The 12,864-nt window shown below is 67.5% G+C and carries 13 protein-coding genes and 2 tRNA genes; 7 read left to right on the top strand and 8 right to left on the bottom strand.

The window, feature by feature from the left end; all coding sequences use genetic code 11:
- Positions 1 to 18: 18 nt before the first annotated feature.
- Positions 19 to 672 carry an arylesterase gene (locus tag Tchar_RS00350; protein WP_201739259.1) on the bottom strand — a complete coding sequence of 218 codons (654 nt, stop codon included), beginning with the start codon at positions 670 to 672 and terminating at the stop codon, positions 19 to 21.
- 16 nt (positions 673 to 688) lie between these two features.
- Between Tchar_RS00350 and Tchar_RS00345 the strand changes: the two genes are divergently transcribed.
- On the top strand, positions 689 to 1,393 hold the full coding sequence (locus Tchar_RS00345) for an ABC transporter ATP-binding protein (protein ID WP_144327112.1): 705 nt from the start codon (positions 689 to 691) through the stop codon (positions 1,391 to 1,393).
- Positions 1,394 to 1,415: 22 nt separating this feature from the next.
- Entirely contained in the window at positions 1,416 to 2,201 is a 786-nt protein-coding gene (gene rlmB, locus Tchar_RS00340) for a 23S rRNA (guanosine(2251)-2'-O)-methyltransferase RlmB (RefSeq protein ID WP_144327111.1), read from the top strand.
- Positions 2,202 to 2,339: 138 nt separating this feature from the next.
- On the opposite strand, the gene Tchar_RS00335 is transcribed toward rlmB, so the two are convergent.
- Together Tchar_RS00335 and relB are read right to left on the bottom strand one after the other, a co-directional pair.
- Positions 2,340 to 2,615, bottom strand: a complete 276-nt coding sequence (locus Tchar_RS00335) for a type II toxin-antitoxin system RelE family toxin (RefSeq protein WP_144327110.1) — start codon at positions 2,613 to 2,615, stop codon at positions 2,340 to 2,342.
- Entirely contained in the window at positions 2,599 to 2,823 is a 225-nt protein-coding gene (gene relB / locus Tchar_RS00330) for a type II toxin-antitoxin system RelB family antitoxin (RefSeq protein ID WP_144327109.1), read from the bottom strand. Before relB ends, Tchar_RS00335 begins: the two co-directional genes overlap by 17 nt.
- Positions 2,824 to 3,158: 335 nt before the next feature.
- On the opposite strand from relB, the gene phaR reads away from it, so the two are divergent.
- Positions 3,159 to 3,704, top strand: coding sequence for a polyhydroxyalkanoate synthesis repressor PhaR (gene phaR / locus Tchar_RS00325; protein WP_408033515.1), 546 nt, complete (start codon positions 3,159 to 3,161; stop codon positions 3,702 to 3,704).
- A gap of 79 nt (positions 3,705 to 3,783) precedes the next feature.
- Positions 3,784 to 5,202, top strand: a complete 1,419-nt coding sequence (gene rimO, locus Tchar_RS00320; protein ID WP_144327107.1) for a 30S ribosomal protein S12 methylthiotransferase RimO — start codon at positions 3,784 to 3,786, stop codon at positions 5,200 to 5,202.
- A gap of 187 nt (positions 5,203 to 5,389) precedes the next feature.
- Here rimO and Tchar_RS00315 read toward each other — a convergent pair.
- Positions 5,390 to 5,474: transfer RNA gene (locus tag Tchar_RS00315), tRNA-Leu, on the bottom strand.
- 237 nt (positions 5,475 to 5,711) lie between these two features.
- Positions 5,712 to 5,796 (bottom strand) — tRNA-Leu (locus Tchar_RS00310).
- 117 nt (positions 5,797 to 5,913) lie between these two features.
- Between Tchar_RS00310 and rnr the strand changes: the two genes are divergently transcribed.
- Positions 5,914 to 8,229, top strand: coding sequence for a ribonuclease R (gene rnr, locus Tchar_RS00305; protein ID WP_144327190.1), 2,316 nt, complete (start codon positions 5,914 to 5,916; stop codon positions 8,227 to 8,229).
- A gap of 41 nt (positions 8,230 to 8,270) precedes the next feature.
- Positions 8,271 to 8,819 (top strand): YggT family protein, encoded by a 549-nt coding sequence (locus Tchar_RS00300; RefSeq protein ID WP_144327106.1) that lies wholly within the window; start codon positions 8,271 to 8,273, stop codon positions 8,817 to 8,819.
- Positions 8,820 to 8,889: 70 nt separating this feature from the next.
- Here the strand turns inward: Tchar_RS00300 and moeA are convergent, their stop codons facing one another.
- The 3 genes from moeA to moaA all read right to left on the bottom strand — a co-directional run bounded on the left by moeA (position 8,890) and on the right by moaA (position 12,226).
- Entirely contained in the window at positions 8,890 to 10,239 is a 1,350-nt protein-coding gene (moeA, locus tag Tchar_RS00295; RefSeq protein WP_144327105.1) for a molybdopterin molybdotransferase MoeA, read from the bottom strand.
- 52 nt (positions 10,240 to 10,291) lie between these two features.
- Complete coding sequence (gene mobA / locus Tchar_RS00290) at positions 10,292 to 10,885, bottom strand: molybdenum cofactor guanylyltransferase MobA (RefSeq protein WP_236640072.1); 594 nt, start codon at positions 10,883 to 10,885, stop codon at positions 10,292 to 10,294.
- 204 nt (positions 10,886 to 11,089) lie between these two features.
- Complete coding sequence (gene moaA / locus Tchar_RS00285) at positions 11,090 to 12,226, bottom strand: GTP 3',8-cyclase MoaA (RefSeq protein WP_144327103.1); 1,137 nt, start codon at positions 12,224 to 12,226, stop codon at positions 11,090 to 11,092.
- Between the two features lie 128 nt (positions 12,227 to 12,354).
- Between moaA and Tchar_RS00280 the strand changes: the two genes are divergently transcribed.
- Positions 12,355 to 12,852 (top strand): TlpA family protein disulfide reductase, encoded by a 498-nt coding sequence (locus Tchar_RS00280; protein ID WP_236640063.1) that lies wholly within the window; start codon positions 12,355 to 12,357, stop codon positions 12,850 to 12,852.
- Positions 12,853 to 12,864 lie beyond the last annotated feature (12 nt).

The following is a 12,864-nucleotide window of genomic DNA, read 5'->3' as shown; positions in this document are numbered from 1 at the left end:
CCGTGCCGCGCCACCACGCTAGCCGCGCGGCAGCAACGGCCGCAGGGCGGGCCAGACGTTGTCCAGCAGGCGCGGCTGCGCCTGCTCATTGGGGTGGATGCGGTCGTCCTGAAACAGGGCGGCGGCCTGGGGGCCGTCGGCTACGCCGGCGAGGAAAAACGGCACCAACGCCACGCCTTCTTCGCGCGCCAAATCGGTGTAGACGGCGCGAAATTCCGCGCGGAAGCGCTCGCCATAGTTGGGCGGCATGTCCATGCCCAGCAGCAGCACGCGAGCGCCGGCGGCACGGCTGGCGCGAATCATGGCGCGCAGATTGTCGCGGGTGGACGGCAGCGGCAGGCCGCGCAGGGCGTCGTTGCCCCCCAATTCCAGGATGACCACGGCCGGGCGGTGCCGTTGCAGCAGGGCGGGTAAGCGGGCACGTCCACCTGCGGTGGTGTCGCCGCTGATGCTGGCGTTGACGACTTGGACCGAGCGCCCTTGCGCTTGTAGGCGCTGCTGCAGCAGCGCCACCCAGCCGCGTCCGCGCGCAATGCCATACTCGGCGCTGAGCGAGTCGCCCACCACCAACACCACGGTTGGGGAACCGCTGGCGCCCCACGCCGCTCTACCCGGCCACCAGGCCCAGCCGGCGGCCGCCAGCGCAGCCAAGGCCGCGTCCCTGCGTTTCATTCGTCGATCGATCCTCATGACCCAACCCATCATCGCCGTGCGTCACCTGACCAAGACCGTGCAGGACGCCGGCGGGCCGCTGACCATTTTGCACGACGTCAGCTTTGACGTCTTCGCGGGGCAGACCTTGGCCATCGTCGGTGCTTCGGGCTCCGGTAAAAGCACCTTGCTGTCCCTGATCGCCGGGTTGGACACCCCCAGCACGGGCACGGTTCACTGGGATGGCACGGACATCTTTGCGCTGGACGAAGACGCCCGTGCCGCGCTGCGCGCGCGCCGGCTGGGTTTCGTATTCCAGAGCTTTCAATTGCTTGGCAATTTGACCGCGCTGGAAAATGTGATGCTGCCACTGGAGCTGGCGGGGCGGCGCGACGCACGCGCAGCGGCGCGCCGCATGCTCGAACGCGTCGGCCTGGGTGAGCGGCTGGGCCATTATCCGCGTGTGCTCTCCGGCGGCGAGCAGCAGCGCGTGGCCCTGGCGCGCGCCTTCGTCGTCGAGCCGGCGGTGCTGCTGGCCGACGAACCCACCGGCAGCCTGGACCACGCCACCGGCGAGCGCGTCATGGCCCTGATGTTCGATCTCAACCGCGAGCATGGCACCACCCTGCTGCTGGTCACGCACGATGCGGCCATCGCCCGCCGTTGCGAGCGCCGCATCGCTATCGAGGCCGGTCGGGCGCGCGAGCTGAGCGCGCCCGCCGCGGTCGCCGATGCCGGATGAGCAGCGGCGATAATCCCGCCCCATGGCCAGCGACACCAGTGTTTTGTTCGGTTTTCACGCCATTGGCGTGCGGCTCAAACTCGACCCCGGCTCGATCGTCGAGCTCTATGCCGATCCTGCTCGGCGCGACGCGCGTATGCGGCAATTTCTGCAGCGTGCGCAGGAAGCGGGGGTGCGCATCATCGAAGCCAATGGGGCGCGCTTGGCGCGTCTGGCCGGCGGGGTTCACCACCAAGGGGTGGTGGCGCGGGTGCGACCGCTGCAGCTGGCGCGCACGCTCGACGACGTCCTCGACCAGCTCGAGGCGCGCAGCGAGGCCGAGCGCCGCGCCGACCCGCCGTTGCTGCTGGTGCTCGATGGCGTCACCGACCCCCACAACCTGGGCGCGTGCTTGCGCGTGGCCGACGGGGCTGGGGCGCACGCGGTCATCGCGCCCAAAGACCAGGCGTGTGGGCTCAACGCCACCGTGGCCAAAGTGGCCAGCGGCGCGGCCGACAGTGTGCCGTATCTGATGGTGACCAATCTGGCACGCACGCTCGACGCCCTCAAAGCGCGCGGTGTCTGGGTCGTGGGCGCCAGCGACGACGCGCCGCGCACCGTGTACGAGGCGGACTGGCGTGGCCCAGTGGCGTTCGTGCTCGGTGCCGAGGGCCGAGGGTTGCGTCCCTTAGTGCGCCGCCACTGCGACGAGTTGGTGGCCATCCCGATGCGCGGCGCGGTCGAAAGCCTCAACGTATCGGTGGCCAGTGCGGTGTGTCTGTACGAAGCGGTGCGCCAGCGTCTGGCCGCGGCCGGTAGTTCAGGCTAATTGGCCAGTCAAAAATCCCCGCCGTGACCGGCTGGAGGCGGCAAGCTCTGAAGCCATCCGAGCACACGTTTTCCGGCTCATCGGACACCTCGGTCTGTGCGCCCAAGGAGTCCGCAGCGGGCATCGTATGGATGGTCGTCATCCTGTCCGGTACACCCCCTTGCGGTTGCCGACGCGCACAACGAGGATGCGCAACGCGCCGTCCTCGATGCTGGCAATGATGCGATAGTCGCCAACGCGGTTCTTCCAGAAGGCCCCCAGCGTGGATCCGTTGAGCGTATCACAAATGCTGCGCGGGTCGTCGAGTCCCGCGACCCGTTCGCGCAGAAAGGCGGTGATGCGCTTGGCAACGGTCCTGTCCAGCGCGGCCAAGTCCTTCTTGGCTTTCTCGTCGAACTCAATCCGCCAAGCCAAGATCGCGCTCCACTTCGTCTAGCGTGTAGGTGCGGCTGCGGCCCGCGCGAGCGTCGATCAAGCGCTGTTCTGCGAGGTACAAATCTTCGAGGTCGTCCAAGTGCTCGAGGATGGCTTCACGGGCATAGAACGTCTTGGTGCGCCCGGTGGCCCGCGCCAGCGCTTCAAGGCGCCTTTCCACTTCGGCGGGCAGTCGAATGGCGAGCATGTTCCGATTCCAATGACTGAAAACGCTATACGAGTATAGCGCGATCGCTGCGCCATGCGGAGACATTTCTGCACTGTTCTGCGCTGCCCCGCTTCATGGGCAATGAGTGTATCCCCCAAGGCGGGCGGATCCGGTGCGCCGTGCCTGCCCGCCGTCGTGCGCCATCCAGCTGCGGTTTGGCCCGCCGCCAAGCCCGTCGTGCCAGCGGCGGCGCGGGTAATCCCCGGTCTCGATCGCGGTGGCCGCGTTCTACAATGCCCCGTGGGGTGTCGCGGTGCAGCGGGTGTCTGGCACCGGCCCCCCATCAGACAGCCTACCTCGCAGGAGAGCGTTTCGTGCCGTCCACCCAGGCCCCTACCGCCGCCCCCGAAGGCAGCACCCCTACCGACAACGGGGGAGGCTCGGTTCGCGTCATCAAAAAATACCCCAACCGCCGCCTCTACGACACCGACTCGTCGTCCTATATCACCCTCAGCGACGTCAAGGAGCTGGTCATGCGCGGCGAGTCCTTCGTCGTGCGTGATGCCAAAAGCGGCGAGGATTTGACGCGCGCCATCTTGCTGCAAATCATTTTGGAGGAGGAGACGGCCGGTGTGCCCTTGTTCTCGGAAAAGATGCTGGCCAACCTGATCCGTTTCTACGGTCACGCCATGCAGGGTTTCATGGGCACCTACCTGGAGCGCAATCTGCAAATCTTCATGGACTTGCAGCAAAAAATGGCCGAGCAGGCCAAGGAGTTCACGCCCGAGCTGTGGCAGCAATGGCTGGCCAGCCAGCCGACGCTGATGATGCCGCAGTTCTTCGCGCAGTCGCAAAAGGCGCTGGCGCAGATGCAGGAGCAGATGTTGGCGGCCTTCGGCGTCAAGCGTCCACCGGGTTGAGCGGGTTTCGCACCGGACGGGTGCCGGGCGGCGGCTGGACGCGGGGCAGGGCGGCAGCAACCCTGCGACAATACGGGGTATGACCGACACCGTTGATGCCGCGACTGCGCCGGCTGCGACACGCTTGCCCACCATCGGCTTCGTCAGCCTGGGTTGCCCGAAGGCACTCACCGACGCTGAGCTGATCCTGACGCGCCTGAGCGCCGAAGGGTACCGCACCACCCGCCGCTACGAGGGGGCGGACCTGGTCATCGTCAACACCTGCGGGTTCATCGATGAGGCGGTCCAGGAAAGCCTGGATGCCATTGGTGAGGCGTTGGCCGCCAACGGCAAGGTCATCGTCACCGGCTGCTTGGGCGCCCGTACCGATGCGCACGGCGGCAACTGGGTGAAGGAAAGGCACCCAGCGGTCTTGGCCGTCACTGGCCCGCACGCCGCCGACGAGGTGCTCGATGCCGTACACGCGCACTTGCCCAAGCCGCACGATCCGTTCGTCGACCTGGTGCCGCCGCCGAGCAACGCCATCGAGGGCGTGGGTGTCAAGCTGACGCCGCGCCACTATGCGTATTTGAAGATCAGCGAAGGCTGCAACCACCGCTGCACGTTCTGCATCATCCCGTCGATGCGCGGCGACCTCGTCAGCCGGCCGATTGGCGAGGTGCTGACCGAGGCGCAGCGGCTTTTCGAGGGCGGTGTCAAGGAGCTGCTCGTCATCAGCCAGGATACCAGCGCCTACGGCGTGGACGTGCAGTATCGCACCGGCTTTTGGGGCGGGCGACCGATCCGCACCCGTCTGCTCGATCTGGTGCGTGAGCTCGGCACCTTGGCGCGCGCCCACGGGGCCTGGGTGCGCTTGCACTACGTCTACCCCTACCCGCACGTGGATGACATCGTCCCGCTGATGGCCGACGGGTTGGTGCTGCCGTATCTCGACGTGCCCTTCCAGCACAGCCATCCGGACGTCTTGCGGCGCATGAAGCGTCCCGCCAGCGGCGAGCGCAACCTGGAGCGCATCCGCCGCTGGCGCGAAATCTGCCCGGAGCTGGTCGTGCGCAGCACTTTCATCGCCGGCTTTCCCGGTGAGACGGAGGCCGAATTCGCGCATCTGCTGGACTTCGTGCGCGAGGCCCAGATCGACCGCGCTGGCTGTTTTGCGTATTCGCCCGTGGCGGGTGCTGCCGCCAATGCGCTGCCCGGCGCGCTGCCCGATGCGGTGCGCGAGCAGCGGCGTGCGCGTTTCATGGCGGTGGCCGAGGCGGTGGCGGTGCAGCGCCTGCAGCGCCGCGTGGGCGCCACCATGCAGGTGTTGGTGGACCAGGCGCACAGCCTTGGCAAAAAGGGCGGGGTGGGGCGCACCTACGCCGACGCCCCCGAGATCGACGGCACGGTGCGCCTGCTGCCGGCCGAAAAGGCGAGCAAAACCTATCGCGCGGGTGACTTCATCAAGGCACGTATCGTCGCTGCGGATGGACACGACCTGATCGCGCTGCCGGTGTGAGCGGGTGCCGCCGGCGGCCGTATGTGGCTCGGGGGTGGCAGGCCCGGCCAATAAAAAAAGGGTTTGGAATAAGCAGCATCTGCTGACTTGATGCGCTTGCGCCCGCTTGGCGCCTGCGCACGGCCACCCCTGCGAAACAGGGGGTTTGGCGGGGGCCGCGATCGATGTCCGACCAAACGTCAGAGACTGGTGCCCAGGAGAGGACTCGAACCTCCACGCCTCGCGGCGCTAGTACCTGAAACTAGTGCGTCTACCAATTCCGCCACCTGGGCGTCTCGACATGCTCGCATTATAGCGCCGAACCGGGCGCGTTTCGGTTGCCGTGCCGATCGGATGCGATCGGCGAGCACCGCTCGCAACAGCCACCCGTGTGGCGAACGTGCATTGGGGTGGGAAACGGGTATGATCGCGCTTGCGGCGCTGAAATCGGCGCCGGTGCGGTGGTCTCAAACGCCGGCCGCGATCGCAGTGTGATGATGCGCTGTCGCGTCAAACGCAGTGCCAAGCGCTGGTGCCCAGAAGAGGACTCGAACCTCCACGCCTCGCGGCGCTAGTACCTGAAACTAGTGCGTCTACCAATTCCGCCACCTGGGCGTCTCAGGAAGCGCACATTATATCGTCGAAAATGGCGGCATCCGGCCGCTCCAGACTCATCTCTACGTGAAGAAAGATTTATCCATTCCCTCTCCCAACGAAATCGAAGGCGTGGTCATGGGCCACCGCGACGGCCATGGCTTCGTGGTTCGCGACGACGGCCAACCCGATATCTACCTGCCACCCAACGAGATGCGAGCGGTCTTGCACCGCGATCGGGTGCGCGTGCGCGTCGTGCGCCACGACCGGCGGGGGCGCCCCGAGGGGCGCGTCACCGAAATCCTGCAGCGCAGCGACGCCCCCATCATCGGTCGCCTGCTGTTCGAGCACGGCGTCTGGCTGGTGGCCCCAGAAGACAAGCGCTACGGCCAGGATGTGCTCATCCCGAAGGGTGCCACCGGCGCTGCGCAATCGGGTCAGGTGGTGGTGGTGGAGTTGACCGAGCCGCCGGCCCTCTATGGCCAGCCGGTCGGGCGTGTCAAAGAGGTGCTCGGTGACATCGACGACCCCGGCATGGAAATCGAGATCGCGGTGCGCAAGTACGGCGTGCCGCATCAGTTCTCCGAGGCCGCGATGGCCGAGGCGCGTGCGCTGCCCGACAAAGTGCGTGCGGTCGATCGGCGCGGGCGTATCGATTTGACCGACGTGCCGCTGGTGACCATCGACGGCGAGGACGCGCGCGACTTCGACGATGCCGTGTACTGCGAACCGGCGCGCGTGGGACGCGGCAAGGGTTGGCGGTTGCTGGTAGCCATCGCCGACGTCAGCCACTATGTGCGCAATGGCTCGCCGCTGGACGTCGATGCCTACGACCGTGCCACCAGCGTCTACTTTCCGCGCCGCGTCATTCCGATGCTGCCGGAAAAGCTCTCCAATGGCCTGTGCTCGCTCAACCCGGGGGTGGACCGCTTGTGTATGGTGTGCGACATGCTCATCGATGCCAAGGGGCAGGTGCAGGCGTATCAGTTTTATCCGGCGGTGATGCACAGCCATCAGCGCTTCACCTATACCGAGGTGGCGGCCATTTTGCAGAATACGCGCGGGCCGCTGGCCCAGCGGCATGCGGCGCTGGTGCCCCATCTGCTCCACTTGCATGACGTCTATCGCGCCCTGTTGGCGGCCCGTGAAGCCCGTGGCGCCGTCGATTTGGAGACCGTCGAGACCCAGATCGTCTGTGATGAGGCCGGGCGCATCGAGCGCATCGAGCCGCGTACCCGTACCGAGGCGCACCGCTTGATCGAAGAGGCGATGCTGGCGGCCAATGTGTGCGCGGCCGAGTTCATCGCCGCGCACCACCATCCGGCGCTGTACCGCGTGCACGAGCGCCCCGCGCCGGACAAATTGGAGGTGCTGCGCGAGTATCTGAAAGCCGTTGGCGTGACCGCCACGCTGCCCGATATGCCCAGCCCGCGCGACTTTCAGGCCATCGCGAAGGCTACCGCCGAGCGGCCCGATGCGCCGCAGATCCACCAGATGTTGCTGCGCTCGATGCAACAGGCCATGTATTCGCCGCACAACGTCGGCCACTTTGGCCTGGCCTTCGACGCCTACACCCATTTCACCAGTCCTATCCGGCGCTACCCCGATTTGCTGGTGCACCGCGTCATCAAGGCACTGCTGAAAGACGAGCGCTACCATTTACCCATGCTGCCGACGCCAGGCGAAGCCCAGGCCAAATTGACCAAACGGCTGCAGGAGCGCGGTGCGTCCGACGCCATGCAGCGCACCCGCGGGCGCCCGACCAACGAGGTGTTGGGGTGGGAGGCCGCCGGGCTGCATTGCAGCGCCAACGAGCGCCGCGCCGATGAAGCCAGCCGTGACGTCGAGGCCTGGCTAAAGTGCAAATATATGCGTGAGCGCCTGGGCGAGGAGTTCACCGGCACCGTCACCGCCGTCACCAGCTTTGGTCTGTTCGTGACACTCGATGCGCTGTACGTCGAGGGTCTGGTGCACATCACCGAGCTCGGCGGCGAGTATTTCCGCTACGACGAGCGCCGCCAGGAGCTGCGCGGCGAGCGCACCGGGGCGCGCTTCACGTTGGGGTCGAAAGTGACGGTGCAGGTCAGCCGTGTGGACCTGGATGGGCGGCGGATCGACTTTCGCCTGGTGCGCGACGCCCAGATGGCGGTATCCGAGGGCCGGGCGGTGGTGGCCGGCGAGCCGGCCGAGTTCGACGAAGGCGACGACGGCCGTGGGCCGGTGCGGCGCGCCCGCCGCACCGAGCGCAGCACACGCGCTGCTGGCGACGGCGCCAGCGACAGCGGCAAGCGAGGAGGCAAGAAAGCGCGCGCTGCGGCGCCGGGACGTGCCGCGGTGCCTGCCACGGCCCGCAGCGGTGCCAAGCCGCGCGCCGCGTCCCCAACTGGGGCACAATCGGCGTCGGTGCTCGGTCCAAGCGCCCGTGGGCGCCGCGGCGGTCGGCCACGGCGTTGACGGCTGCCGGCACAGCCCAATTTCGTCCGCTCCCGTCGGCCATGCGTGTGTTGCTGTTTTTGCTCGATACGGTGTTTTTCATCCTGGTGGGTGCGGCCTTGCTGCGCGGGTGGCTCAACACCCGGCGCATGCGCATGAGCAACCAGCCAGGCCCGTTCGTCATCGCCATCACCGACTGGTTGGTGCAGCCCCTGCGGCGCTGGCTGCCGCGTCCGTGGGCGCAAGCCAATGCCGACTGGGCGAGTTGGCTGGCGGCGCTGCTGTTGTCACTGGCCTACGCGGGCTTGGTGCACCTGGCGTGGGGCGGGGCGTTGCCCGGGGTGCAAACCGTGGATTTTTGGTTGACGGTGCCGCTGCTGGCGCTACAGTGGCTGTTGCGCACCGCCTTGCAAGGGCTGATGGTTTTGCTGCTGGTGTATGCGGTGCTGAGTTGGGTGCAGCCGTACGCCCCGCTGCACGGCACACTGGGGCGGCTGCTGGAGCCGTTGCTCGCGCCGGTGCGCCGCGTGATTCCCACCGTGGGTGGCGTCGATTTGTCGGTGCTGCTGTGGCTGATCGCGCTGCAAGTAGCGCTGATGTTGCTGGCCTGATGTGGCACTGCCGCGCGGGTCGGTGACGCGCCAGCCGGGTGGCGCCGAACGGGCAGCGCCTGCGTGTTTGTCAGATCACACCGTCGAACAGCATCACGTCCACCTCTTGCCCGACGGCCACCGAGCCCTGCGTGTGTCCGAGGACGATCAGGGCGTTGGCTTCGACCATCGAGCGCAGCACGCCCGAGCCTTGGTTGCCGGTGGTGCGCACCCACGGAGTGCCGTCGGCATCACGGCTGACGATGCCGCGCTGGTACTCGGTGCGTCCCGGCTTTTTGCGCATCACTTCGGCACTGCGCGCGCGCATCAGCAGCGCCTCGGTGTGGCGCGCGCCCATCAGGCGCAGCAGGGCGGGGCGCACGAAGGCCACGAACGTTACCATCACCGCCACCGGGTTGCCCGGCAGTCCAAACAACAGCGTGGGGCGGTCGCGCCCAGGTACGTGCAGTCGCCCCACGGCCATCGGCCGCCCGGGCCGCATCGCGATGCGCCAGAACACCACCTCGCCCAAGCGGCGCATCATCGCCTTGGTGTGGTCGGCTTCGCCCATGCTGACGCCGCCGCTGGTGATCACCGCGTCGGCCAGTCTGGCCGCTTCTCGAAATGCCTGCTCCAGCGCCGCTGGATCATCGGGCACCACGCCCATGTCGATGACGTCGGCGCCGAGCCGCCGCAGCAGGCCGGTGACGGTGTAGCGGTTGCTGTCGAAGACGGCGCCGGGGCGCAGCGCCTGCCCAAGCGAGAGGATTTCATCGCCGGTGGAAAAATAGGCCACCCGTGGGCGTCGCACCACGGGGATTTCGGCGATTCCCAAACTGGCCAGCAGCCCCAGGGCAGCGGGTCCGAGGCGCTGCCCTGCCAACAAAGCGGGTTGGCCAGCCATCAGGTCCTCTCCGCACAAGCGCCGATGGTCCCCGGGCCGGACCACGCCGGGTGGTATGCGGATGAACTCGGTGGCACCGTTTGCCGTGGTCTGAGGAGCTGCACCCGCCGCGACGGACGCGGTGGCAGGCCCGGGGACGGGTTGCACGAATTCCACCGGCACGACGGTATCCAGCCCCTCGGGCATCACGGCGCCGGTCATGACGCGCACGCAGGCATCCGGCGGCACGGGCGTGCGCCAGCGGGCTTGCCCAGCCAAGCAGGTACCCAGCACCCGCAGCACGGTGTCGCCATCGGTTCGCAGGGCCTCGCCGTGGACCGCGTAGCCGTCCATCGCCGCATTGTCGTGGGGCGGCACGCTGATGGGCGAGATGACATCCTGCGCCAGCACGCGGTCCAGCGCCTGGGGCAGCGCCAGGGATTCGACCTCGGTGAGCGGCTCCACCAGCGCGTGTAAAAAGGCCCCGACGGTGGCGGCAGGCAGGGCCTGTGGATCGTAGCCTTGGAGTTCGGCGGCGATGGCGTCGAGCGTTTTCATCGGTATGACGGTTGGCATATCACGAAGCGCTGGGGCAGCGTTGGCGGCGCTGTTACGCACCCGCCCCGGCACCGAGGGGCAAGTCGCGCTGCAGGGTGTGCAACTCGGCCAGCGTGTTGATGTTGGCAAAAGCCCGTGGATCGTCCGCCGGTCCATCGAAGGGCACCACGACGGTGCGGTGGGTACGGGTCCAGGCGTCGATCTTGCGCCGGCCCGACTGCAAAAAGTCGAGCAAGCTGCCCAACAAGCCGACGTGCAGCAGGCAAAAGACCGGCTGGGGCCGCACGGCGCCGTCGGTCTCGGGTGCTGCCGCCATCGCAATGTCGGCGCGCTCGCGCATCAGCGCTTGACACAGCCGATCGGCCAAGTCCAGGGGAAAGCGCGGCGAGTCGCACGGCACGGTCAGCACATAGGGGGTTTCGCAGTGTGTCAGCGCCGCCGCCATACCCGCCAGAGGGCCGGCGAAATCACCGTGCAGGTCAGGCCACACCGGCACACCGAATGCCTCGTAGGCGCCCAGATTGCGGTTGGCGTTGATCAGACAGGCGCCGATCCAGCCGCCGCGCTGCTGCTGCAGACGCAGCAAGGCGTGCAGCGCCAGCGGCAGCCCCGCCAAGGTTTGCAGTCCTTTGTCGACGCCTCCCATGCGCTCGCCGCGTCCACCGGCCAACACCACACCGGTCACCGCCCCGGGGGTCGGCCATGGTTGCTCGGCGACGGCGTCCACGGCGGAGGCGACGGCGTCGGGTGCAGGGGAGGTCGGCGGTGGGGGGAAAAGCGCGTCGTCGGGGGCGCGGCGGTCGCGGTCGGCAGGGGTGGGCGTCATCGTTGCGTTTCGAGGATAGGGGCGTCAGCCCCCGATGTAGCTCATTTCGATGCGTCGGCGCTGCGCGCGCGCCTGCGCGGGCAGGCTGGCCCGCAGTTCCGAGTAACGGTCAGCGCGCTGCTGCCAAATGGCGCCGATGGCCGAAATCAAGGCGTCGTCGCTGGCGCCCGTGCGCAGCAGCGCGCGCAGGTCGTAGCCGCGATCGGCGAACAGACACAGATACACCTTGCCTTCGGTGGACAAGCGGGCACGGTTGCAGTCGCGGCAGAAGGCCTGTGTGACGCTGCTGATCAGGCCGATTTCACCCAGGTCGGGATCGTGGCGCCCATCCGGCCCGGCGTAGCCCCAGCGCTCGGCGGTCTCACCGGGGGCGCTGGGCTCCAGCGGTACCAGGGCGAATTCTTGCTGCAGCCGATGCAGCACCTCGGCGCTGGGCAATACCTCGTCCATGCGCCAGCCGTTGGTGGCGCCTACGTCCATATATTCGATGAAACGCAGTACGATGCCGGTGCCACGAAAATGGCGCGCCATCGGCAGGATCTGGTCGTCGTTGGTGCCACGCTTGACCACCATATTGACCTTGATCGGCCCCAGCCCCACGGCCTGCGCTTCGGCGATGCCCTCCAGCACCGCCGCCACGGGAAAATCGACATCGTTCATGCGCCGAAAGACCGCATCGTCCAAGCCATCCAGGCTGACCGTGACGCGCTGCAGACCCGCGTCGCGCAGGGCGCGCGCCTTGCGCTTGAGCAGGCTGCCGTTAGTGGTCAAGGTCAGGTCCAGCGGGGCGCCCTCGATCGTGCGCAGCGCGGCCAGCTGCTCCACCAGGATCTCCAGGTTTTTGCGCAGCAGTGGCTCCCCGCCCGTCAGGCGCAACTTACGTACGCCATGCGCGATGAAGCAGCGCGCCACGCGCGTGATTTCCTCGAACGTCAACAGCGCCGCATGCGGCAGATAGGGGTAGTCCTTGGTGAAGACGTCCTTGGGCATGCAGTAGCTGCAGCGGAAATTGCAGCGATCGGAGACGCTGATGCGCAGGTCACGCAGCGGGCGACCGAGACGGTCTATTAGGGTGCCGGTGGCCGTGATGGGCTCGGTCGGTTCGGGAGCAGTCAGCGTGGTCAGGCGCTGGTCAACCAAGGGAATGACGCGTTCGGCCATGGGTGATAGATTAGCATCGTCAAGCCGTGGTGCAGGTGAGGCTGCCATGGGCATACCACGGACGGGGTTGTTTGCGAGGACACAGGGGTATGCGCCGACGGGATTGGCTGACATGGCTCAGTGGGGCCGTGCTGGGGGGCACAGCCCCGCGCGTGGGGTGGACGCAGTCGGCGTCCAGCGCCGAGGCCGAAGCCAAAGCCGGGCCGTTGCCGGTGATTGGTCAGCCGTGGTCGGTGCCGCCGATGACGCGGCTCGAAGGCGTGGCGTTCGAGCCGGCGCAGGCCGACGGGCGCGTGCTGGTGTTGTACTGGTGGGCAAGCACCTGCCCGTTTTGTGCCGTCACCACGCCGCACATCGAGCGCCTGTGGCGCACCCACGGCGCGCGCGGTGACTGGCTGCTGCTGGGCTTATCGATCGACCGCACCGAGGAGGCGGCCCGGCGCTACTTGGCCCAGCGCGGCTATACCTTTCCCTCGGCCTGGGTGACGCCCCAGGTGCAGCGCGCCATGCCCAAGCCCAAGGGCCTGCCCATCACGCTGGTGCGCGGGCGTGATGGGCGTATCGCGATGGCCGAGCGCGGTCAGCTTTTTCCCGAGGATGTCGAGGCGATCGCTCGTTTTTTCTGAGTACACCACCGC

Source organism: Tepidimonas charontis (genome assembly GCF_007556685.1).
Taxonomy (GTDB): Bacteria; Pseudomonadota; Gammaproteobacteria; order Burkholderiales; family Burkholderiaceae_C; genus Tepidimonas; species Tepidimonas charontis.
Note: the sequence above shows the minus strand (reverse complement) of the source record. Positions and strands in the feature narration are given on the sequence as shown.

Bases quoted from the DNA above. Each gene is read 5' to 3' on its own strand.
- Tchar_RS00350 (WP_201739259.1), bottom strand. From the start codon at position 672: ATGAAACGCAGGGACGCGGCCTTGGCTGCGCTGGCGGCCGCCGGCTGG.
- moaA (WP_144327103.1), bottom strand. From the start codon at position 12,226: ATGGCCGAACGCGTCATTCCCTTGGTTGACCAGCGCCTGACCACGCTG.
- moeA (WP_144327105.1), bottom strand. From the start codon at position 10,239: ATGAAAACGCTCGACGCCATCGCCGCCGAACTCCAAGGCTACGATCCA.
- relB (WP_144327109.1), bottom strand. From the start codon at position 2,823: ATGCTCGCCATTCGACTGCCCGCCGAAGTGGAAAGGCGCCTTGAAGCG.
- rlmB (WP_144327111.1), top strand. From the start codon at position 1,416: ATGGCCAGCGACACCAGTGTTTTGTTCGGTTTTCACGCCATTGGCGTG.
- rimO (WP_144327107.1), top strand. From the start codon at position 3,784: ATGACCGACACCGTTGATGCCGCGACTGCGCCGGCTGCGACACGCTTG.
- rnr (WP_144327190.1), top strand. From the start codon at position 5,914: ATGGGCCACCGCGACGGCCATGGCTTCGTGGTTCGCGACGACGGCCAA.
- mobA (WP_236640072.1), bottom strand. From the start codon at position 10,885: ATGGGAGGCGTCGACAAAGGACTGCAAACCTTGGCGGGGCTGCCGCTG.
- Tchar_RS00300 (WP_144327106.1), top strand. From the start codon at position 8,271: ATGCGTGTGTTGCTGTTTTTGCTCGATACGGTGTTTTTCATCCTGGTG.
- Tchar_RS00345 (WP_144327112.1), top strand. From the start codon at position 689: ATGACCCAACCCATCATCGCCGTGCGTCACCTGACCAAGACCGTGCAG.